This window comes from Hydrogenovibrio crunogenus (assembly GCF_004786015.1).
GTDB lineage: Bacteria > Pseudomonadota > Gammaproteobacteria > Thiomicrospirales > Thiomicrospiraceae > Hydrogenovibrio > Hydrogenovibrio crunogenus.
This window is the reverse complement of the sequence record NZ_CP032096.1, coordinates 691,977-714,361: the sequence shown is the minus strand read 5'-3', so window position 1 is coordinate 714,361 and position 22,385 is coordinate 691,977. Positions and strand designations below refer to the sequence as shown.

The window sequence follows — 22,385 nt, the reverse complement described above, 5'->3', positions numbered from 1 at the left end:
GGATTTATTGAAATACAACAATCCCAAAACTTTAAATTAAAAGAAATATTATGCTTTGGATCACAACCCTATTTGTTACCGCCGTTGCTTTGAACCTTGCGATTGAACTTTGGCTTAACATCAAAAACCAATTTCATATCAGCCGTCATCGTGCAGAAGTGCCTAGCGACTTCAGCGAGGTGGTGTCCTTAGAAGCTCATCATAAAGCCGCTGATTACAGCCGGGCAAAACTCCAACTTTCACGTTTCATCCTTTTTTTTGATGCCGCAGTGTTGCTTTTCATGACATTGGGTGGAGGGTTTCAAGAAATCTATAATTACTGGCTAGCCACCGACCTTGCGCCGATTTGGCGAGATACTGCCTTTTTACTGTCGACCTTTTGGTTCTTGTCTTTACTGCACCTGCCATTTTCAATCATTTCGACGTTTAAAATTGAAGAAGCTTTCGGGTTCAATAAAATGACGCCCGTCAAATTCGTCACGGACTTACTCAAGCAATGGGCTTTGGTCTTAGTCATCGGTCTACCTCTTATCTGGGCAATTCTCACCATTATGGATACCTATTTTGACCAGGCCTGGTGGTTTTATACCTGGGTTGTCTGGATGGCCTTCAATCTGATTTTGATTTGGGCTTACCCAAAATGGATTGCCCCCATTTTCAATAAATTCACTCCTTTAGAAGAAGGCGAAATGAAACAGCGTATTGAAGCCTTACTGGAAAGAACCGGATTTGAATCAAATGGTATTTTTGTCATGGATGGCTCTTCTCGTTCAGGTCACGGCAACGCTTATTTCACCGGGTTTGGTAAAAACAAACGCATTGTGTTTTTTGACACACTACTGGAAACCTTAACTCCGGAAGAAGTGGAAGCTGTCCTGGCTCATGAACTCGGACACTTTAAACATGGACACATCAAAAAACGCTTATTCGAATCCTTTGCACTCAGCTTGGCAGGCCTAGCTATTTTAGGATGGCTGGCTCAGCAAATTGAGTTTTATACGGGATTAGGCATGACCACGCAAACCCCTGCGGCAGCGTTGTTATTGTTTATGACCGCAATTCCGGTGATGTTCTTTTTCCTCGGCCCAATCAGCGCCTTCAAAAGCCGAAAACATGAGTTTGAAGCCGATGCCTTTGCCTCAGAAGCGGTTGGTTCATCTCCATTAATTTCAGCGTTACTGAAAATGTATCGTGACAATGCCAGCAGCTTGACACCAGATCCGACTTATTCTGGTTATCATGACAGTCATCCTCCGGCCAAAATTCGTATTGACCATTTAAAATCTCTTGAAAAATAAAACATTGACCTTATCTGTAAGAGCATGATGAATACTGACCTTTCTTACAGTAAGGCAAAAGGATCCCTACTATGACGACAGAAATTGCATTAAAAGAACAGTCTTGTGAAACCATCGAAAAAGGGTCGAAAGCGATGATTATCCCCCGCATTGAAAGTTATCTTTCACAAATGCCGGGCTGGGATGTTCCACTGAACTACCAAACATTGACAAAGACCTTTCCATTCAAAAACTATCATCAGACAGTTGCTTTCGTCAATGCGATTACCTGGGTTGCCCATAAAGAAGACCACCACCCGGAAATTTGTTTTGGGTACAATGAATGTAAAGTCATTCTTACCACACATAGCATTAAAGGACTCAGTCAAAATGATTTCATTATGGCCGCCAAAATTGATGCTTTGTTAGATTAACGTTTCACCCCATCACCAGGTAACCACTTGTGGCCAAACGAAAACTCAGCAACCAACAACGCCGCCGCGTTCAGCAAAAGCAACATGCTGAATCAGATGCGACTTCAAACTCTTCGGCCACTTCAGAGCATTTAGGAGAGAAGCAACCCGGTCTTGTCATTACCAATTTCGGCAAGCGCTTATTGATTGAAGCCAACGACGGCGAGATATACAATTGCGCAGCACGTCAACACTTAGGCAAGCTGGTGGCAGGTGATCGCGTCACCTGGCAAACCGACATCGAACCCAACACCGGTGTTGTTGTTTCCGCTGAACCACGCACTCAGGAATTGAGCCGTCCCGGCTTTCGCGGTCAAAAACGTATGGTAGCCGCCAATATTGATTGGCTTGGAATTGTGGCTCCTATCGAGCCTGGCATTCACCCAGACATGATTGACCGTTATCTGGTAGCTGCTCACCAACTTAAGTTACCGGCTTTGATTTTGATTAATAAAATTGATTTAATCGATTCGGATGAGCAATGGGAAGCCATTGCGGAACTTCTCATTCCATACGATGAAATGGACATTGAAATCTTGCCGGTTTCTGCGGAAACCAATGAAGGAATGGATGAACTCAGAGAAGTTTTAATGAATAAAAACAGTGTGTTTGTTGGCCCGTCCGGTGCCGGCAAATCCTCCCTCATCAAAGCGCTTATTCCCGACATTGATATTAAAACCAATCAACTATCAGAATCGACCGGACTTGGAAAACACACCACCACTAACAGTATTCTTTACCACTTGCCCGAATTTGAAGGGCAAACAGGTAATATTATTGACTCTCCCGGGGTGCGCCAATTTAGTCCCGCACCTTGTGAACTGCATGAATTAGAACAAGCTTATCCTGATTTTGCTCCTTTCTTGGGACAATGCAAATTTAACAACTGCACTCATACAAACGAACCTGACTGTGCCATTAAACATGCGGTAGAAACAGGCGATATTCATTACACTCGCTTTCAAAGCTTCCAAAGACTACTCAGTGAGTTTAAAGACAGCCCAGCCGGTTAAAAAATGGCCAGACCTGGCCACATTTATCATATCTTGCTCCAAGCAATTACTGACTGGACACAAACCACACCGAAATCATATAAAAGAAAGCAGTTCCACCGAGTATCGTCACAATCCAAAATAAAAACACCCAGCCGATATGCAACGGCTTTCCGGCCATTTTCAACCCGAACCAGCTCAACACTGTCAAAATCATAATAAACAGCCAAACTTTAATCATCATCATTTTACTTTTCCTTTTCAAAAACCTCTACGCAACCAACCATAACGATATTTTTGATAAAACCACTTGTATTGCTAAAATATTTAAATCATTCATAGACGACACATTAAAATACCTGTTTCATCAAACATTACAATAGTATTACTTAAGCTTTTCTCTATATTCACAAATTTAACGCCATAAAGCTGGTCAACTAGCCATAATATTAAATCTTCCTTAAGGTTTCATGCTTGACTAATACGCTGATTTCGTTTGTAATTGCGCCTAGGGTTAAACCCGACTTTTTTTAAAGTGCTTAGGAGAGTACAAAAATGAAAAAATTATTACTTGCATTATCTGCAACTTCTTTAATCACTTTCGGTGCTGCTGCAAACGCTGGTGGTAATGCGACAGCTGGTCAATCTGCATACTCAACTTGTGTTGGTTGTCACGGTGCAGCTGGTGAAGGTGGTGTTGGTCCTAAACTAGCAGGTCAATCTGCTGCAGACATCAAAGCTAAACTTCACAAGTATAAAGCTGGTGAGCAAGTTGGTCCGATGACTTCAATGATGGCTCCGATGGCTGCTGGCCTATCTGATGCTGACATCGAAAACATCGCAGCTTACGTTGCAACACTTTAATAACATCTGAATAAGCTTTGTTATTAAAAGAAAAGCCGCTCCTATGCGGCTTTTTTTATATTGATCCTTTTTGTTTTATCATTTCTGTCAAGACTCCTTCTTGACCTTCTTTCCTGAATGGTTTCTAATAACTGCATCTAAAATCAACCAAAATGAGATGTATGCTATGAAACAATTATTTCTAATGGCTTTTTCAGTGAGTTTTCTATTCAGCAACCCAGCGTTTTCGGCTGACATGCCAGCCAAAGCAAAAACCTGTGTCGGGTGTCATGGGGTAGATGGAAACAGCATGGTTCCAAACTTTCCTAAGTTAGCGGGTCAGCATGCTAAATACCTTGAAAAGGCACTGAAAGATTTCCGTGATGGTTTCCGCAAAGATGCCACAATGGAAACTTTCGCGAAAAATCTGTCGGATAAAGAAATCAAAGAATTGGCTGAATATTACGCTTCACAAGAAGCTAAATAATACCAAAGCCTCTCTACTGAATGCTGACTAAGCCATTCAGTAGAGAAAAGCACTTCCCTAGACCCAAACAATCGTTAAAAATAGTGGGATTGAAGGCTTTTTTTGAGTTCATTCAAAAATTGACAACGAATCCTTTATAATAACGGCTTCTTAAAATTTAAGACGTTGGACACCCATGAACGACAAATCACTTGCTAAAGATAAAATTAAAATCTTACTCCTTGAAGGACTGCACCAAAGTGCCGTCGAAGTATTTAATGAGAACGGCTACAATAACATTGAATATGTTAAGGGCTCACTTTCTGACAAGGAGTTGAAAGAAAAAATTGCCGATGTACACTTTATTGGCATCCGTTCACGCACAAACTTAACGGAAGATGTCTTTAAAGCAGCGAAAAAACTTGTCGGTGTCGGTTGTTTCTGTATTGGAACCAACCAAGTGGATTTAAAAGCCGCCCAAAAACGCGGAATCCCGGTTTTCAATGCCCCTTTTTCCAACACTCGCTCAGTAGCGGAACTGGTTTTAGGTGAAATCCTATTACTTTTAAGAGACATTCCTGCTAAAAATGCCAAAGTCCATCGTGGTGAATGGGATAAATCTGCCGTAGGGTCGGTTGAAGCACGCGGTAAAACACTGGGCATTGTTGGTTATGGTCATATTGGGATTCAATTGAGCATCATGGCAGAAAACATTGGGATGAAAGTCCGTTTTCATGACATTGAAACCAAGTTGCCATTAAGCAATGCATCCCAGGTCAAGTCATTGGAAGAGTTGTTAAAAATTTCTGACATTGTGTCATTACATGTTCCAGAAACCGAAGAAACTCAAAACATGATGGGCGCGGAACAGTTTGCCTTAATGAAAAAAGGGGCTATCTTCATTAATGCCGCCCGAGGCACGGTAGTGGATGTTGAAGCACTGGCAGATGCGATTAAATCCGGTCACCTTTCTGGCGCAGCCGTTGATGTCTTCCCAGTTGAACCGAAGTCTAATAATGAAGAATTTGTCTCTCCTTTGAGAGGATTGGATAATGTTATCCTTACCCCTCACATTGGTGGTAGCACGGAAGAAGCGCAAGAGAACATTGGACAAGAAGTTGCCACAAAGCTAGTCCGCTATTCAGATACGGGAACAACATTGTCAGCGAAGAACTTCCCCGAAGTTTCGTTGCCGGAACATAAGGATAGAAGTCGTTTACTCCATATCCATAAAAATCAGCCGGGCATCATGACCAAAATCAATGAAGCCTTTGCTCATAAAAGCATTAACGTGGCTGCGCAATACCTGCAAACCAATGCAGAAATTGGGTATGTGGTCATCGACATCAACTCTGAAGATCGTGAAGCGGGCTTGAAAGAACTAAAAGCCATCGAAGGAACAATTCGTACACGCGTCCTTCACTAATGCTTCGCATACCGCCTCTCTTTAACGCAAAGAGAAGCGGTTTCTTACCTTATCCATTCCCCTTTTCTTGTTCTCAACAACAGATATAACGACACACAAAAAACCCTGCAATATCATAGAGAATCTATTAAAATAACCGGTTCTTTCAACCCCTTTTCCAATTATTCTAAGGTTATCTGATGATTTCAACTGATGCTTCCGTATTTGAAATTTTTCCACAAGAGTTTCTTTATCCAAAAGACATCGAAACGCTACAGCAACGCATCCTGTCGGCTATTGAAAAAAAACAAGCCATTACCATGCGTGCAGGAGGAACTTCATTAGGCGGTCAAGCCATCGGTTCAGGCCTGCTCATTGACATTTCCAAGCATTTAACCCAAATCTTGGACTATCGCCCTGAACAAAAAGAAGTCGATGTTCAGCCCGGGGTGATTCAGGACGACTTAAATGATTTTGTCAAAGCCGATAACCTGCGTTTTGCACCAGATACCTCGACTTCCAACCGCGCCATGATTGGCGGGATGATTGGAAACAATTCCTGTGGTTCTTATTCGGTTTACTATGGCACCACTCGTGACCATGTAAAGTCCGTAGATGTCATTCTAGCTGATGGCGCTTTGGTCAGCTTTCACGATTTAACACCAGAGCAGCTGCACGAAAAACTTTCACTGCAAACATTAGAAGGTGAGATTTATCGCACCGTCATCAACATGCTGGAAGAGCACGGACAGGAAATTGTCGATAACTTTCCAGATCCCTCTATTGTTCGTCGCACAACCGGCTACGCATTGGATGTTTTATATTCCGATTACCAACCTTTCAACCCTGAAGGCAAACCCTTTAACCTAACCCCTTTAATTTGCGGCAGTGAAGGGACGTTGGGGGTGATTACCAAGGCAACGCTGAAGCTTGTAGATCTTCCTAAACATCGTCAACTGTTCTGTGCGCATTTCGACTCGATCTATACAGCCATGCAAGTGGTCCCGAATTACTTGCCGTTCAAACCGGCAGCCATTGAATTAATTGATAAAGCCACTTTAGACGGTACTAAAAACAACAGTGAGCAAACTCAAAATCGTTTATGGGTTAAAAAAGACCCTGAAGCCGTCTTGGTGGTTGAGTTGTTTGATGAAGATGCCGAAAATCTGCAGCAGCGCTTAAAAAATGACCAGGCCTGGATGTTAGAACAGGGCGCTTACGCGTGCCCGATTATCAACCCGCAAGACAGCGCAAAGGTTTGGAATCTACGTAAAGCTGGGTTAGGACTACTCATGGGCAAACCCACACGCCATAAAGCGGTTGCGGTTATCGAAGATGCCGCGGTTCCGGTTAAATCCCTACCGGATTTCTACCAGGACACACAAGACTTAATGACCGAACTGGGTATTGGATGTGTCTATTATGGCCATGCCTCGGTTGGACTGATTCATGTACGCCCAGAAATGGATTTAGCGACCCCAGAAGGTAAGCGCTATTTCCAAACTGTGGCAGAACGCAGTTCAAAATTAGTTAAAAAATATCGTGGCGCCATTTCAGGGGAACACGGCGATGGCCGTATTCGTGCCCCTTTCATTAAAGAACAAGTCGGCGAGAATGTTTACAACTGCTTGGTTCAGCTTAAAAACACCTTTGACCCAGACAATTTATTCAACCCGGGGGTCATCATTGGTGACGCTTCCATCACAGAAAACCTACGTGCGGATCGCCAACCGAAACAACTTCTGAGTCCCGGCTATGATTGGACACGGGATTTATCTTTAATGGATGCTGTTGAAAAATGTAACGGTGCCGGAGCCTGCCGAAAGTCAGCGGGAAATGGCGTGATGTGCCCGTCATACCAGGCCACACGAGAAGAAAATTATTCCACCCGTGGTCGCAGTAATTTATTACGCCATGCGCTGACTGAGCCGAACCCATTAACCGCGCTGAAACAAGACGAGCTGCAAGATGCCCTGTCATTGTGCTTGGGGTGTAAAGCGTGTAAATCGGAATGTCCAGCCAGTGTTGATATGGCACGCCTGAAATCAGAAGTGTTGTACCAAATCAATGCTTTCTCATTGAGCCGACTGTCCATTAAATTTTACGGCCAGCTCATGAAAATTGGTGCTTGGGTTCCAGGCGCTTACAACTGGGTTCAAAACCTGTCATTGGTTAAAAGAATCATGGGGGTAGACACACGACGTACCCTACCGAAACTGGACAAACAGCCACTAAAAACCTGGTGGAAAACATATGCTAAACAAGTCAATTTCAAACCAGGCAAACCAACTGTTTGGGTGCTGGTTGATTTATACGTTCAATACCAAGAACCTAAAATCGGACAGGCTGCAATACAATCACTAGAGCTGCTGGGAATGAATGTCAAACCGATTTTCTTAGATAGCTCACCACGTGCTTTATTAAGCCAAGGCCTGGTTTCGGAAGCAAAACAGGCATTGGAAAAAATTCAATCTCAGCTCAAAGAAGCGGCGCTGGATGACCACATTGTTGGAATCGAACCTTCTGACACCCTAGTTTGGCGTGATGAGGCGAAAGACCTCATTTCAAAAAATGACCAGGCCTGGCTTTATACCTCAGTGTTATTATTTGAAGAGTTGATGTTGAAACTGAATACCCAATCTAAATTGGCATTAGGCGCCGTTCCGAAAAATGCGTGGTTGCATGTACATTGTCACCAAAAGTCTTTGGCGCATGCACAAGAATCGGTTAAAGCATTAAATTTAATTCCGGAACTGAAGTTGCAGTATATCAATTCAGGGTGTTGCGGTATGTCGGGTGAATTTGGTTATAAAAATTATGATGTGTCATTGAAGATTGCAAACCAAACCTTATTACCGACTTTAAAAAATGCACAACAAGATGACTTGGTCATTGCAACAGGAACGAGCTGTCGTCACCAGCTGGAGGATTTCGCTGATAAACAAGGGCTTCACCCAGCTGAACTCTTTTTCATGGCGCTGAGCAATCGCTAAACACGTTCTCTCAAAAACAAAAAAACGGCTTAAAAGCCGTTTTTTTATCATTCTGCATCCTTCCCATTAACTGGTTCGGCGTTTTTGCTGGGGTTTCTTTTTCTTCTTTCGTTTTAAATAGGCATTTTGCGCTTGAGATTCCGACTTCCCTTTACGGTAAGTAAAGTTAGACTTTCGTCCCTCATAAGGGTTTGAAGTCACTTTATACTCAATCATCACGGGTGTCCCTACCCATTTAAATGCTTTGCGGAACACATTCATCAAGTATTTGGAGTATGCCTGCGGCAACTTATCCACTTGTGTTCCATGAACAATGACTCTTGGCGGATTCAATCCACCCAGATGAGCATAACGCAATTTCACACGACGCCCACCAATCAATGGCGGCTGGTGATCCAGAACTGCTTGCTCTAAAACTCTGTTCAAATCAGAAGTCGATACCTGCTTCATCGACGCATGGTAAACAGCGTTGATCGTTTTGAAGAGATCCCCGACTCCAGTACCATGCAAGGCCGAGATTAAATGGCGCTTCGCATAGTCGACAAAATGCAGCTTATATTCCAGCTCATGCTTGATTTTGGCTCGTTGATCAGGCGTTAAGTTATCCCATTTATTAATGGCAATCACCAAGCCTCGTCCCGACTCCAATGCCAAGCCTAGCAAAGTCAAATCCTGATCGGTAATCCCTTCTGAGCCATCAACAACCAAAACCACAACATTGGAAGACTCCATCGCTTCAATCGCTTTCACGATACTGAATTTTTCGATCTTTTCTTTGATATTCTTACGACGACGCACACCGGCAGTATCAATCAAGGTATAAAGTTCTCCTTGACGCTCAAACGGCACGTAAATACTGTCACGCGTCGTTCCGGGCATATCGAATGCCACAACCCGTTCTTCACCGATCATGCGGTTAATCAAGGTAGATTTGCCAACATTAGGTCGTCCGATTACCGCAACACGAATACCGGGATGCTTATCCAAGTCCAATTCATCTTCGTCTTCAACATCCTGTGCGACATCTGATAATACGTTTTCAATCATCTCGTTAACGTTATCACCATGCGCTGATGAAATCACAAATGGCTCGCCTAAGCCCATTTGATAGAAGTCATTGGCAATCACATCTTTTTTGTGGCCTTCAGCCTTGTTGACTAATAAATAAACGGGCTTATTGAAGTGTCGGATATAACTTGCAATACTCTCATCAGCCGGAATCAATCCTGCTCGGCCATCAACCAAAAATAGAACGGCATCCGCCTCGCCGATAGCTGACTGAACTTGTCCGGCCATTAAAGGATCAACCCCTTCTTGCTCACCGCTTAACCCACCGGTATCCACCACAATATACGGCGTGGATCCAACACGACCTGTGCCATACTGGCGATCCCGAGTCAGTCCCGGGTAATCCGCTACAATCGCATCTCTCGAACGGGTTAATCGATTAAAAAGCGTTGATTTACCGACATTAGGTCGGCCGACTAACGCGATGACAGTTTTGCTCACTCGCTATCCTTTTTCTTTAAAATACCCAATGGATCTTCCGGGTGATTAAATTGATACCAGTTAGATGGTTTAATGGTATACGCATTATTAAATCCATCAGTATCTTGTACATAAACTCGGTTACCCGCTGTCCAGACTCGCACAATGCCATTACTGGTTCCATAATGACTACCATGTTTGATTCTTGCGACAGGCGTACCATCCAGCTTATCAATCCAGTGCAGATACCCTTGTCCATCGGCTAATAAAATCTGTTTCTTTTGGTAGAAAACCAAATCGATCGCTTGTCGATATTTAAAATTGTCCTGCTTCCAAAGTTGCGTGCCATTCACGTAGTCAAAGCCATATAAAATATCATCTTCATCCACGACATAAAGCGCTGAATCATCAATTAGAAAATCTCTAAACCCCGAAATGTCTTTTGACCAATATAGATTCCCGTTTTCAGGGTTCAGAGCAGCTAATTTTCCTTGATAGCCCAACACAAAAAGGCGCCCGGCCTCTAAACGTAAAGTTGCCTGAATATCAACCATTCTTTCCAGATCGGTGCGCCCTTTTGGAATCACAACTTGAGATTGCCATTTTCTGGTTCCCGTTGCCGCATCAAGTGCTTCAACTTGACCGGTTTCCCAGCCAACGTACAAAACACCATCTTCATAAGTGACCGGTGCTACCCCTCGTAATGAAAGGTTGGGTAATTGATGCTCAATGGTCCAATTCACTCTTCCTGTCACAGCATTTACGGAATAAAGCTTCCCATCCACCGTGCGCACGAAAATCTGCCCTTCCGCAATCACTGGACGACTCAAGACCTCGCTCGACAATTCGGTTTGCCAGGCAATGCTGGCATCCTTTTTCACGAAACTGATCAAAGTGGCTTTCGCGGTACCGACAATAACCCGATCTTGGTACAGGGTCGGACCTGAGACAATCGGTTCGTGAATCTTCTTCTGCCAAACAACCTGATCGGTCCAACGATCCTGAGTCGCTTTTAATGCTTTTGTCAGCACACCTGCAGGCGTCCCAAAATAAACAAAATCAGCATCCTCAGCAAAGTACAACCCTTCTCCATCCGAATACTTGAAAGCATCCAATTGAATTTGCCAGTCCTTTTCAGCTTGATAAGGCGATGACATTTCGATTAATGGGGCCGGCTCTCTCACCACTTTAGAGGACGAACAAGAAGCCATGAACCCTAGAATCAATAACGCGCCAATGCCTTTTAGAAAATATGTATTTATGTAATTCAAAATAATCCTTACCCTGCCAAATCTGCTAACTTCAATTTAGCTAAATTTTGCACACTTTCTGGCGCCTCGGCATTCGAAACAACACGGTTATAAGCTTCTTTGGCTTGAGATAAATCGCCTTCGGTCAATGCCAACTCCGCTACCTGGAAATCATAATTCCCTTTTTCGGCCAAACTTAATGCTTTCTGATCGATTCCTGCCAACACCTGATCGGCTTTTTCAAACATTTTTTCTTGAACATAAACCGTCACTAATCTTAAGCGTGCAATCAATTCAATTGAATGATCTGGCGCATGCTCAATCGTCCATTGATAATTTTCAATTGCCTTATCGAACGCGTTTTCATCAAAATAGTGCTTCGCTATCATTAAGGCCACACCGGATGCATAAGGACTATCAGGCTGCTCTTCCATTAACTTAAGACCATCTCGTAAGACATCGCCTAACGCATTCTGGCTTTGTTTAACCTGCATTACCTCGAAAACAGCCGAAGCATTCAAGGCTTTCGTCATTTGGGCATTTTGCCAATATGTCCATCCTGTCCAGGCCAGAACAATAACCAAAATACCCGATAATAATTGCGTTCCATTTTTTTTCCACCAACTCTTAATGGCTTCAACTTGTTCTTCATCGGTTTCGTAACGACTCATGTAACTATCCTATTAAAATGTAGAAATAAAAAATCTATTTTGATTCGGTTAATGCCGTTTTTAAAAGCGTAAACAACTGATCCCAGTACACCATTTCTTGCTCACGGTCTTCTCTTAAATATTTGACGGCAATTTGCTGTTGGTTCACTTCATCTTCTCCTAACACTAGAGCGATACGCGCACCTGACTTATCAGCTTTTTTAAACTGACTTTTAAAGCTACCACCACCACAGTTCATTTGAACTTTAATATCCGGTAAATTCTCTCGGATTTGCTCAGAAATAACCAGGCCTGGGCGCTTTGTATTGTCTCCGGCCAATACCATATAAACATCTGGCCCATTTTCTTCATGAACCAGTTCATTATCCATTAGTAGTGCCATTAAGCGTTCAATGCCCATCGCAAATCCAACAGCAGGAGTTGGCTTACCACCAATCTGTTCAACCAGCCCATCGTAACGCCCACCAGCACACACAGTTCCCTGAGCGCCCAACTCCGTGGTGACCCACTCAAATACAGTGCGATTATAATAGTCTAATCCTCGCACTAAGTTTGGATTTTCAACATAAGCCACGCCCAAATCATCCAAATGTGCCTTCAATTCTTCATAGTGCTGTTTAGACGCTTCATCCAAATGATCCATTAACTTAGGAGCCGCCTCCACCAATGCTTTCATATCTGGATTTTTTGTATCTAGAATACGAAGTGGATTCGTACTTAAACGTCGAAGACTGTCTTCATCTAACTGTGACTTATGCTCTTCAAAATAGGCAACCAAAATGTCACGGTAAGCTTGGCGTGCTGCCTGACTTCCTAACGAATTGATTTGCAACTCTAGATTTTGCAATCCGAGTCTTTCCCATAAACGAGCAGATAAGGCTATCAATTCCGCATCAATATCAACGCTTTCAATGCCAAACACTTCAACACCAAATTGATTAAACTGGCGATAACGGCCTTTTTGCGGGCGTTCATGGCGAAACATAGGCCCAGTGTAATATAACTTTTGAATTTGATTATGTGCCAAGCCGTTTTGAATTACCGCTCGAACACATCCGGCAGTCCCTTCAGGACGCAAGGTCAAACTATCACCATTACGATCTTCAAAGGTATACATTTCTTTTTCAACAATATCGGTGACTTCACCAATAGAACGTGCAAACAATTCTGTTTTCTCTACAATCGGTAGGCGAATGGATTGAAATCCATATTGCTTTAATACCGACTCGGCTGTTTGCACAAGATAATCAAATGCATGTGATTGATCACCATATAAATCATTCATGCCGCGAATGGCATTGATTTGCTTCGACATAGGGATTTTTTTCTCTTTTACGATTTTTTATTATTTATACGTTAATGGCTATCAGTAAAATGATGATTCCGATTACCGCCAAGGTACTGAGAATTCTCATCATGGCAATGGAGATAATCGGCTTAGTAGCGTGTTCTTCTAAATCAACCGATTGCAGACTGGACCCCACATCAACCACTTCTGGAAAAACGGATTCATAAGGTTTTATATCAACATTCAATAATTCAGAGTAGTTTCTGAGGTAGCCTCTTTGAAAAGGATCCAATTGTGTCAAATCCAAATGATCCCCTTCAAAATATTGAATATGAGACGATGCTATTTTTAATTGCTCCGCCACATCACTTACAGATAGCTTTTTCTGCTCTCTAGCCGCTTTCAATGCTCGACTGAGATCCGTAAAGACGGGGCTTTCATCAGAAGTAGATTCTTGGTGCGCTTCATTAGCCATGTAATTTATCCAAGTTAACAGTTTGAAGAGTTCGTTTGGTTCTGTCTTTAACTTTGCCTGCAAGTTGTCCACATGCCGCATCAATATCATCGCCACGCGTACGGCGAACAGTACAATTCACCCCCGCTTCCATCAAGGCGTCCTTAAAACGATGCACAGCATTATTTGAAGAACGTTGATAATCGGTATTCGGGAAAGGATTGAAAGGAATTAAATTCACTTTACAAGGCAAATCGCCAAGCAGTTCAATTAACTGTTGAGCATGCTCCAGTCGATCGTTCACATGATCCAGCATTACGTATTCAACCGTCACATGCTTCTTGCTGTGACCGCCTTCCACATAACGATGTAAAGCTGGCATCAGTACTTCAAGCGGGTACTTCTTATTAATTGGAACCAACTCATCACGTAAGGTATTATTAGGAGCATGCAGTGAAATCGCCAAACTAACGTCCAAAGACTCTTTGATCTTGTCAATGGCCGGCACAACTCCGGCCGTACTGATCGTCACACGGCGCTTGGACAAGCCATAAGCATTATCATCCATCAAAATACGGGCTGTTGGAAAGGTGTGTTTTACGTTTAACAGCGGTTCACCCATTCCCATAAAAACCACATTGGAGATAATACGCTCTTCTTTAGGTTTACAGCCTAGAGCTTTGTTGGCAACCCACATCTGAGCAACAATTTCCCAGTTTTCTAAGTTTCGGTTAAAACCTTGCTGTCCGGTTGAGCAGAAACTGCATTCCAGTGCACACCCTACCTGGGAAGAGATACACAGAGTCCCACGTGACTTTTCAGGGATAAAGACTGCTTCAACACAATTATGATTATCAACTTCTAACAACCATTTAATGGTACCGTCTGCCGAACGTTGCTCCGAAACAATTTTAGGCGTGCGAATAAGCGCTGTTTTCGACAGTTTGTCTCTAAGCGACTTGCTGATATTGGTCATTTCTTCAAAGTCACTGACACCGAACTGATGAATCCACTTCATTACCTGGCCGGCACGAAACGGCTTTTCGCCAATACTGGCAAAAAACTCTGTTAATTCAGTACGATCCATACCGAGTAAATCGACTTTATTTTTTATCTTATCCGTCACTTAATACCTACTTGCCCGCAATTCTATTGAGCACATTTTCATTTTAAGGTGCTGAAAAAACTTCAATCTCACTGAAAAAATAGCTAATTTCTCTTTGTGCACTTTCAGGAGAGTCAGAACCATGGACTGAATTCTGCTGCATTGAGATAGCATATTCTTTACGAATAGACCCTGCCGGTGCCTTTTCCGGGTCGGTTGGCCCCATGATTTCACGATTTTTTGCTATTGCATCATCGCCTTCTAAGACTTGAACAATAATGGGACCTGCCGTCATATTTTTAATTAAAGTATCAAAAAAAGGTTTCCCATCGTGTTCTGCATAGAACCCTTTTGCTTCTTGAACCGTCAAAAAAACCATTTTTGACGCAATGATCTTCAATCCATTTTGCTCAAGTTTAGAGACAATCTGACCAATCAGATTACGCTTTACTGCATCCGGTTTAATAATCGAAAAAGTTCTTTCCAGCATATTTGCTTTCCTAATATTCGTATAAGAGAGTTATTTTAACAATCTGATAAAAACATTGCAGAAAAAAGGCTTTTTATGTTAATAAAATTTCGTTTTAAACAAAAAAGCCCCGGTAAACTACCTGGGGCTTTTTGCGGGCATGCGGTTAAAATGCTTAAACGGTAAAGGACTCTCCACAGCCACAACTGTCTTTTACACGAGGATTATTAAATTCAAATCCTTCATTCAAAAGACTTTCCTTCACGTAATCCAATTCCATACCATCAATCTGTTCCAAGCTTTTTCGATTCACAACAACCTTAACGCCAAAACTTTCAAACACTTCATCGTTGTCCCTAATTTCATCGGCATAGTCCACAACATAAGAAAATCCGGCACAACCACTCACCTTTGTACCAACTCTTAAGCCAATACCTTGGCCCCTTTTCTCTAACATACTGTTAACTCGATCTGCCGCTGCTTGTGTTAATGTTACTGCCATTCTGACTTCAAACCTTTTCTTTCTTTAATTAATTCATGCAAATTGAACAGACTGGATAGAAGAACGTCGATCAATAATTTGCTGCAAAGTTACGCCATCCAAAAATTCATTAATCATACCGCTCAAGTCTGCCCAAAGTTCGTGCGACAAGCACTGAACACCATTTTGACAATTGGATTTACCACGACACTTTCTAGGCTCCAGATCTTCATTCACCGCGCCAATCACTTCACTGACAGAAATCTCGTTGGCATCACGACTTAAACGGTAGCCTCCACCTGGCCCACGCGCACTCAAAACCAACCCAGATTTCTTCAATTTAGCAAAAATCTGCTCCAGATAAGACAATGAAATATCCTGCCTTTCAGAAATCATGGCTAATGTAATCGGGCCTTTTGACTGGTTTAAAGCGATATCAAGCATCGCAGTCACGGCGTAACGTCCTTTTGAGGTGAGCTTCATAGAAATAAAACCTTTTGAAAATATCTGACCACCCTCAGGCAAATCATCTATTAATTAAATAAGTAAATCAATTCTACAATAACCTACCTTTTAACTCAAGAATTTCCTGCTTTGCTTCTTCTCGCGCCAGAAACAAGGTATCTCAATGATTTAAAAAACTATTCCGCTTTAAAGTGAGCCCTTTGCTCTGGGTCGTCTGGCTCCAAAACAGCATCTTCCAGGCTGGGTAAATCCATATGCGTATCTGCCCCACCAAGCTTTTTAATTTGCTCATTCAACTTTTCTAGCTGTTCATCCTGACTTTGCACATGATCCAACAAGCTATAAATGGCTTTTTCAACAGGGTCTTCTACATTCTGCCCGACACCATACGCATCAAAGCCAATTTTCTGAGCCATTTTCTGACGTCTTTTTTCTTGTTCAGTTAAATTGGTTTCCACAATCCTCCCTGGAATCCCAACCACAGTTCTATTATTGGGAACCGATTTAATGACCACTGCATTCGAGCCTATTCGAGCATCATCACCAATCTCAATCGGCCCTAACACTTTTGCACCAGCCCCAACAACGACTCGATCCCCTAATGTAGGATGTCGCTTACCTTCATTCCAACTGGTTCCACCAAGGGTCACACCATGATACAGCGTACAATCATCTCCAATTTCCGCCGTTTCCCCAATGACAACACCCATACCATGGTCAATAAAAAAACGATGACCGATTTTTGCAGCTGGATGAATTTCAATCCCAGTAAACCAACGTGCCAACCCTGAAATAAAACGGGCGAACCACTTTAACCCTTTTCCCCATAACCAATGCGACAGCCGATACCAAAGTATGGCATGCACACCAGGATAGGTTGTGAGCACTTCAAAACTATTTCTCGCAGCTGGGTCACGATCAAAGACAGAATGAATGTCTTCTTTTATTCTTTTAAACATGCTTTCCCCTTAAAAAATACCTTAACAGTCAACACCACTCAAGACTCTTCTTTTGATAATGGCGCTTGTTGTCGATAAGTGTCCAGTTGTTTTGTTTGTCTTTGTGCCGCCGTCAAAACACCCCGTAAAATATCAATTTCTTTCACATCCAACTGACTCCGATTAAACAGACGTCTCATTCTGCGCATAAAACGCGCATTTTTTGTTGGGTCTAAAAATTCAATATCCTGTAAAGCCTGATATAAATGATCGTAAAACCCTTCCAGCTGATCAGAACTGGCTAACTTATGGCGATACCCTTCAGCTTCATGAACGCTTTTGATATCTGTTGCCATCAATAACTCATAAACAAAAACTTGGACCGCTGCGGCAATATTAAGTGAGCTGTAAGTCGGGTTCGTTGGAATATGTGCCAAATAATGACATTTATCCAGCTCAGCATTACTTAACCCCGAATCTTCTCGTCCGAATAAAATAGCGACTTGATTATCTTCGTCATCCTGCCCAACAGTTTCCATGGCCAATTCAGCCGTTTGCCGTACATCTAATTGCGGCCACGAAACTTTTCTGAGCCTTGCACTGGCACCAACAACCAATTTACAATCAGCAATCGCTTGCTCTAACGTATCAACAACTGCGGCATCATTTAAAACGTCTGCCGCACCCGATGCTCGTGCCGAGGCAACTTGACTCGGAAAATCTTTAGGATTGACTAAGACTAGTTGACTCAACCCCATATTTTTCATTGCCCGTGCAACGGCGCCAATATTGCCTGGATGAGAGGTTTCTACCATGACAATTTTAATCTTTGCTAAATTTGAGTGCGTTCTGTAATCTTCTATCATCTATTTTCCGCTATAATTCGCTATATTCGAATAACCGATTATTCTAACAACTGGAATCAAACTTATGCATCCTATTTTAAATATTGCCACCATCGCAGCTAAAGAAGCCGGTGAATTCATTGCAAACCAGCTTAATAACATTGATCGTATCAGTATTGAAGAAAAAGGGCGCAACGACTATGTCAGTGAAGTTGACAAGCATGCTGAACAAATCATTATCGATACCATACGTAAATATTACCCTGAACACAGCATAAAAGCAGAAGAAAGTGGGCACCATAAAACCGATTCTGACTTTGAATGGATTATCGACCCATTAGATGGTACAACCAATTTCCTGCACCAGTTTCCACAATTTGCTGTGTCGATTGCAGTGACCGAGAAAGGGCGTTTAACGCATGGGGTAGTTTATGATCCTCTAAAAGATGAGTTATTCTCTGCTTCACGCGGTGAAGGCGCACGTTTAAATAATTATCGTATTCGTGTCAGTGAACAAAAAACGCTGCAAAATGCTCTAATGGCAACCGGCATTCCTTATTACGACTTTGACTATGTTGATGCCTACCTAGAAAGCTTAAAACAATTTATGCTGAGCACAGCTGGTATCCGTCGCGCAGGGTCGGCAGCTTTAGACTTAGCCTATGTTGCCTGCGGTCGTGTCGATGGTTACTGGGAACTTAAACTCAAACCATGGGATATTGCAGCTGGCGCATTAATCGTTATGGAAGCAGGCGGATTGGTCACTGATTTTAAAGGTGGCAATAACTTTCTTGAATCCGGCAATCTAATTGCTGCAAACGGGAAAATGTTAAAGGAAATGGCTAAAATTATTGGGCAGACCATCCCAGAAGAATACCGTCGATAGTCCTTTTTACTCTAACCAAAAACCACCAGGCCTGGTGGTTTTTTATTCTTGATCCATCAAATTTAACGACATCAAAATCGCATCTTCTCTACCCTGAACTAACTCACCTTCTTGGTAGACCAGAGTCTTATAATAGTTAGGACGAATTCCATTTTCTTCAAACCCTAACTTTTTATACAGGTTCACCGCCGAATTCGACTCACGAACTTCCAGCAACATGATGTGATAATCTGCCGATTTAAAATACTCAATAAGTGCAAGCATTGCGGCATACCCAATCCCTTGTCGGGCATATTTAGGTGCGACACAAAAGTTTAAAAGGTGCGCCTCATCCAAGACCGTTAAAAAACAAGCGTACCCTAAAGGACGATGATCAAGGTCACATAATAAATACGCCAGCCCATCATCCAATGCTTTTTCAAACCCTTGCTCACTCCAAGGGTAATCGTAGGATTGCTGCTCAACACTTAAGACCCAACTTAAGTCTGATGAAGTCATCGTGCGAAAATAACTAAACACGCTCAACTGCCGTTCAAGTGAGCTGAACCATCATCAGATGATAAAAGTCCCGTTTTGCTCGAGGTGAGTTTAACAAGTCTTCAAATGAAGGCATCACAACAATCTGCGCCCCCTCACTCAATTCTTGCAGCAAAGGGCCCGTTTCATCAAAGGCAAACACCTGCTCAACACCTAACTCAATAATCTCATCCAGCGTTGCAAAAATCGCTTCTTCTGTCACCAACTGACTGGTATCAAAAAAACGAACCTGATCTTCAGACAAATGAAACACCGATAAGATATTTAAGAACAGCTGCCATTCTGAACAATCTTCATTTTGCCAAATGGTGCTTAACCCTGCGCCTAAAAAAACAAACACTCTTTGAAGCTCTTCTTCTACCAATGAAGCAGCATAATCAACAGCAGTTACCCTCTCTTCCACTTGAGTTGTGTCAATTTGCGGCTCCTCATCCGAAACAGCGTAACTTGGGGAGAGCGATTCTTTCACTTTTTGAGAAGTTAAAAATTGACCAGACCTGCTCTGCCATATCGGTAGCCCCAGCGTATTCAGTAAATGTGCAGGAATCACAGGACTGCCCATTACACGTTACTCACACGATAAAATGAAATAATCATGTTATACGGGCGCCTGCGGATGCTCTTTACTGCCCATATCAAGCAATTTGTTTAGCGCATTAATATAAGCCTTGGCTGACGCTGTCACAATATCAGTATCCGCCCCTTGACCATTCACAATACGCCCTGCTTTCTCCATTCGAACGGTTGTTTCACCCAAAGAATCGGTGCCATTCGTCACATTACTGACCGAATACAATTCCAGAGTTGCTCCAGAACTGACTAACTTTTCAATCGCTTTGAAAGTGGCATCCACGACACCGCCCCCTTCTGAAGAAGCGGTTTTTTCTTCTCCGTCAATCCAGAGTGTAATTTCAGCTGTCGGAGCATCCCCAGTTTGGGTTCCTACTTTCAGCGCCACCAAACGAAATGTTTCATTCTCTACTCGTCGGGTATTATTATCCGTCACCAAGGCCTGAATATCTTCATCATAAATCTCATGTTTACGATCGGCCAGTTCTTTAAAGCCGATAAACGCATCACTTAGTTCTTGTTCCGTTTCAAATTCGATTCCCAGTTCTTTTAAACGCGAACGAAAAGCGCTGCGTCCAGAATGCTTCCCGAGCACCATTTTATTGGTACTCCAACCCACGTCTTCCGCTCGCATAATTTCATAGGTTTCACGATGTTTTAAAACACCATCTTGGTGAATACCTGATTCATGTGAAAAAGCATTGGTTCCAACAATCGCTTTATTCGGCTGAACTGCAAACCCGGTGATCCCCGCTACTAAACGTGATGCGGCTAAAATTTCAGGGGTATGAATACGCGTATCGACATCAAACCAGTCTTGCCTGGTTCTCACGGCCATTACCACCTCTTCAAGCGCAGTATTTCCAGCTCGCTCACCCAATCCATTAATAGTACACTCAACCTGTCTAGCGCCTGATTTAACGGCTGCCAATGAATTTGCCACAGCAAGTCCTAAATCGTTATGACAGTGAGCTGAAAAAATGGCTTTATCTGCGTTTGGAATTCGATTTAATAATTGATGAAACAATTCACCAAACTGCTCCGGAACATTATACCCAACGGTATCCGGAATATTGATGGTGGTCGCGCCCGCGTCAATCGCCGCCTCAATCACTCGACATAAGAAATCTAAATCGGAGCGCCCCGCATCTTCGGGAGAGAATTCAACATTATCGGTAAAATCACGTGCACGTTTTACAGCCCAAACAGCGCGTTCCACCACCTCATCGGGTGACATTTTTAATTTTTTCTCCATGTGAATCGGAGACGTTGCAATAAAAGTATGGATACGCCCTGAATTAGCTGGCTTAATAGCTTCCCCCGCTCTCACAATGTCATTTTCAACGGCTCGTGCCAAGCCACAGACTGTAGAGTCTTTAATCGCAGAAGCCACCGCTTGAACCGACTCAAAATCTCCCTGACTTGCAGCGGGGAAGCCTGCCTCAATCACATTAACACGCAATTTTTCAAGTTGTTTGGCTATGCGAATTTTTTCTTCCTTGGTCATCGAAGCGCCAGGACTTTGCTCTCCATCCCTTAGCGTCGTATCAAATATAACCAATTCTTCTTTCATAAGTTCTACTCTTTATTTTCTGCGTAATTAGAGGCTTCAGTCTCAGTGCTAGTAGTTTTATCTGAGGTTGGTTCGGCTGATTTTGTCTCTTTTTTTGCTTGCCGACGCATAGCACGTTTTTGTTGTATCACCCTAAGTGTCACAATAGGACCGGATAATAAATAGCCGAAAAAGACGACAAATAAAATCATAGCCGGTTTAATCGTGATAACCACAAACACTAAGACCACGATTAACAAAGTAACAAATGGAACCTTATCCTTTAAATTCAACTCCTTGAAAGAACTGAATCGAATATTACTAACCATCATCAACCCTGAAACGACTGTCAAAACCAACACCATTAAGGATTCCAATCCAGTATGAATATTGTTGGTTTCAATCATCCACACGAACCCGGCCAACAGTGCCGCCGCCGCAGGACTCGGTAGCCCTTGAAAATAACGTTTATCGGCAATCCCGACTTGAGTATTGAACCGAGCCAAACGCAATGCAGCCCCAACAGTAAAAATAAACGCAACCAACCACCCTAGCTTACCAAAGTCGTGCAAAGCCCATTGATAAACCAATAACGCCGGTGCCAATCCAAAAGAAACCATATCTGCCAGACTGTCATATTCTGCGCCAAAAGCACTACAAGAATTTGTCATGCGCGCAACTCGTCCATCCAAGCCGTCAAAGATCATCGCGACAAAAATAGCAATGGCGCCTAACTCGAACTGGCCGTTCATCCCCGCAATTACGGCGTAGAATCCAGCAAACAAAGCAAGCGTTGTCATTAAGTTGGGAAGGAGGTAAATGCCTTTTTCAAATGGTTTCATATCACTCATTTATATTAATTAGAAGTAAAGATTCATTTTATAAACAATCTGCCAGACAAACAACAGTTAAAGACCTTAAAAAACAAAAAAGCCCA

General features: G+C 42.7%; 24 protein-coding genes. 8 read left to right on the top strand and 16 right to left on the bottom strand.

Annotated features, from left to right (window positions below; translation table 11 throughout):
• The first annotated feature begins 50 nt into the window (after positions 1 to 50).
• The 3 genes from GHNINEIG_RS03325 (at position 51) to rsgA (ending at position 2,763) form a co-directional block, all read left to right on the top strand.
• Positions 51 to 1,298 carry a M48 family metallopeptidase gene (locus tag GHNINEIG_RS03325; protein WP_135795331.1) on the top strand — a complete coding sequence of 416 codons (1,248 nt, stop codon included), beginning with the start codon at positions 51 to 53 and terminating at the stop codon, positions 1,296 to 1,298.
• A 71-nt stretch (positions 1,299 to 1,369) separates the two neighbouring features.
• On the top strand, positions 1,370 to 1,711 hold the full coding sequence (locus GHNINEIG_RS03320) for a 4a-hydroxytetrahydrobiopterin dehydratase (RefSeq protein WP_135795330.1): 342 nt from the start codon (positions 1,370 to 1,372) through the stop codon (positions 1,709 to 1,711).
• A gap of 29 nt (positions 1,712 to 1,740) precedes the next feature.
• Positions 1,741 to 2,763: a ribosome small subunit-dependent GTPase A gene (gene rsgA, locus GHNINEIG_RS03315; RefSeq protein ID WP_135795329.1), complete on the top strand. Its 1,023-nt coding sequence runs from the start codon at positions 1,741 to 1,743 to the stop codon at positions 2,761 to 2,763.
• A 46-nt stretch (positions 2,764 to 2,809) separates the two neighbouring features.
• On the opposite strand, the gene GHNINEIG_RS03310 is transcribed toward rsgA, so the two are convergent.
• The gene (locus tag GHNINEIG_RS03310) at positions 2,810 to 2,989 is read right to left on the bottom strand and encodes a hypothetical protein (RefSeq protein WP_135795328.1); all 180 of its coding nucleotides are present in this window, start codon (positions 2,987 to 2,989) and stop codon (positions 2,810 to 2,812) included.
• A gap of 308 nt (positions 2,990 to 3,297) precedes the next feature.
• On the opposite strand from GHNINEIG_RS03310, the gene GHNINEIG_RS03305 reads away from it, so the two are divergent.
• From GHNINEIG_RS03305 to GHNINEIG_RS03290, 4 genes are all read left to right on the top strand, one after another.
• Entirely contained in the window at positions 3,298 to 3,606 is a 309-nt protein-coding gene (locus tag GHNINEIG_RS03305; RefSeq protein WP_135795327.1) for a c-type cytochrome, read from the top strand.
• A gap of 166 nt (positions 3,607 to 3,772) precedes the next feature.
• On the top strand, positions 3,773 to 4,072 hold the full coding sequence (locus tag GHNINEIG_RS03300) for a c-type cytochrome (RefSeq protein ID WP_083756117.1): 300 nt from the start codon (positions 3,773 to 3,775) through the stop codon (positions 4,070 to 4,072).
• A 175-nt stretch (positions 4,073 to 4,247) separates the two neighbouring features.
• The gene (serA, locus tag GHNINEIG_RS03295; RefSeq protein ID WP_135795326.1) at positions 4,248 to 5,477 is read left to right on the top strand and encodes a phosphoglycerate dehydrogenase; all 1,230 of its coding nucleotides are present in this window, start codon (positions 4,248 to 4,250) and stop codon (positions 5,475 to 5,477) included.
• Positions 5,478 to 5,656: 179 nt separating this feature from the next.
• On the top strand, positions 5,657 to 8,449 hold the full coding sequence (locus GHNINEIG_RS03290; RefSeq protein WP_135795325.1) for an FAD-binding and (Fe-S)-binding domain-containing protein: 2,793 nt from the start codon (positions 5,657 to 5,659) through the stop codon (positions 8,447 to 8,449).
• A gap of 66 nt (positions 8,450 to 8,515) precedes the next feature.
• On the opposite strand, the gene der is transcribed toward GHNINEIG_RS03290, so the two are convergent.
• The 11 genes from der to GHNINEIG_RS03230 all read right to left on the bottom strand — a co-directional run bounded on the left by der (position 8,516) and on the right by GHNINEIG_RS03230 (position 17,924).
• A complete protein-coding gene (gene der, locus GHNINEIG_RS03285) occupies positions 8,516 to 9,958 on the bottom strand; it encodes a ribosome biogenesis GTPase Der (RefSeq protein WP_135795324.1) in 1,443 nt (480 codons plus the stop codon).
• A complete protein-coding gene (gene bamB, locus GHNINEIG_RS03280; protein ID WP_135795323.1) occupies positions 9,955 to 11,208 on the bottom strand; it encodes an outer membrane protein assembly factor BamB in 1,254 nt (417 codons plus the stop codon). The genes der and bamB overlap by 4 nt, the downstream gene beginning before the upstream one ends.
• 8 nt (positions 11,209 to 11,216) lie before the next feature.
• Positions 11,217 to 11,858, bottom strand: a complete 642-nt coding sequence (locus GHNINEIG_RS03275; protein WP_135795322.1) for a YfgM family protein — start codon at positions 11,856 to 11,858, stop codon at positions 11,217 to 11,219.
• 34 nt (positions 11,859 to 11,892) lie between these two features.
• Positions 11,893 to 13,173 (bottom strand): histidine--tRNA ligase, encoded by a 1,281-nt coding sequence (gene hisS, locus GHNINEIG_RS03270; protein WP_135795321.1) that lies wholly within the window; start codon positions 13,171 to 13,173, stop codon positions 11,893 to 11,895.
• Between the two features lie 34 nt (positions 13,174 to 13,207).
• A complete protein-coding gene (locus tag GHNINEIG_RS03265) occupies positions 13,208 to 13,621 on the bottom strand; it encodes a helix-turn-helix domain-containing protein (protein ID WP_189636917.1) in 414 nt (137 codons plus the stop codon).
• The gene (gene rlmN / locus GHNINEIG_RS03260; RefSeq protein WP_135795319.1) at positions 13,614 to 14,726 is read right to left on the bottom strand and encodes a 23S rRNA (adenine(2503)-C(2))-methyltransferase RlmN; all 1,113 of its coding nucleotides are present in this window, start codon (positions 14,724 to 14,726) and stop codon (positions 13,614 to 13,616) included. Before rlmN ends, GHNINEIG_RS03265 begins: the two co-directional genes overlap by 8 nt.
• Before the next feature lie 43 nt (positions 14,727 to 14,769).
• Positions 14,770 to 15,195 carry a nucleoside-diphosphate kinase gene (gene ndk / locus GHNINEIG_RS03255; RefSeq protein ID WP_135795318.1) on the bottom strand — a complete coding sequence of 142 codons (426 nt, stop codon included), beginning with the start codon at positions 15,193 to 15,195 and terminating at the stop codon, positions 14,770 to 14,772.
• Positions 15,196 to 15,349: 154 nt separating this feature from the next.
• Complete coding sequence (locus tag GHNINEIG_RS03245) at positions 15,350 to 15,676, bottom strand: HesB/IscA family protein (RefSeq protein WP_135795317.1); 327 nt, start codon at positions 15,674 to 15,676, stop codon at positions 15,350 to 15,352.
• Positions 15,677 to 15,709: 33 nt separating this feature from the next.
• The gene (locus tag GHNINEIG_RS03240; RefSeq protein ID WP_011370038.1) at positions 15,710 to 16,138 is read right to left on the bottom strand and encodes an Rrf2 family transcriptional regulator; all 429 of its coding nucleotides are present in this window, start codon (positions 16,136 to 16,138) and stop codon (positions 15,710 to 15,712) included.
• 158 nt (positions 16,139 to 16,296) lie between these two features.
• Complete coding sequence (gene cysE / locus GHNINEIG_RS03235; RefSeq protein WP_135795316.1) at positions 16,297 to 17,079, bottom strand: serine O-acetyltransferase; 783 nt, start codon at positions 17,077 to 17,079, stop codon at positions 16,297 to 16,299.
• Between the two features lie 38 nt (positions 17,080 to 17,117).
• Positions 17,118 to 17,924: an RNA methyltransferase gene (locus tag GHNINEIG_RS03230; RefSeq protein WP_135795315.1), complete on the bottom strand. Its 807-nt coding sequence runs from the start codon at positions 17,922 to 17,924 to the stop codon at positions 17,118 to 17,120.
• Between the two features lie 64 nt (positions 17,925 to 17,988).
• Here GHNINEIG_RS03230 and GHNINEIG_RS03225 point away from each other — a divergent pair, with 64 nt between their 5' ends.
• Complete coding sequence (locus GHNINEIG_RS03225) at positions 17,989 to 18,789, top strand: inositol monophosphatase family protein (protein WP_135795314.1); 801 nt, start codon at positions 17,989 to 17,991, stop codon at positions 18,787 to 18,789.
• Between the two features lie 42 nt (positions 18,790 to 18,831).
• On the opposite strand, the gene rimI is transcribed toward GHNINEIG_RS03225, so the two are convergent.
• From rimI to pssA, 4 genes are read right to left on the bottom strand one after another with little or no spacing between them, the layout of a single operon-like run.
• Positions 18,832 to 19,308: a ribosomal protein S18-alanine N-acetyltransferase gene (rimI, locus tag GHNINEIG_RS03220; RefSeq protein ID WP_135795313.1), complete on the bottom strand. Its 477-nt coding sequence runs from the start codon at positions 19,306 to 19,308 to the stop codon at positions 18,832 to 18,834.
• Positions 19,309 to 19,321: 13 nt separating this feature from the next.
• The gene (locus GHNINEIG_RS03215; RefSeq protein WP_135795312.1) at positions 19,322 to 19,888 is read right to left on the bottom strand and encodes a hypothetical protein; all 567 of its coding nucleotides are present in this window, start codon (positions 19,886 to 19,888) and stop codon (positions 19,322 to 19,324) included.
• A gap of 36 nt (positions 19,889 to 19,924) precedes the next feature.
• The gene (locus GHNINEIG_RS03210) at positions 19,925 to 21,469 is read right to left on the bottom strand and encodes a 2-isopropylmalate synthase (RefSeq protein ID WP_135795311.1); all 1,545 of its coding nucleotides are present in this window, start codon (positions 21,467 to 21,469) and stop codon (positions 19,925 to 19,927) included.
• A 5-nt stretch (positions 21,470 to 21,474) separates the two neighbouring features.
• The gene (pssA, locus tag GHNINEIG_RS03205; RefSeq protein WP_135795310.1) at positions 21,475 to 22,299 is read right to left on the bottom strand and encodes a CDP-diacylglycerol--serine O-phosphatidyltransferase; all 825 of its coding nucleotides are present in this window, start codon (positions 22,297 to 22,299) and stop codon (positions 21,475 to 21,477) included.
• Positions 22,300 to 22,385 lie beyond the last annotated feature (86 nt).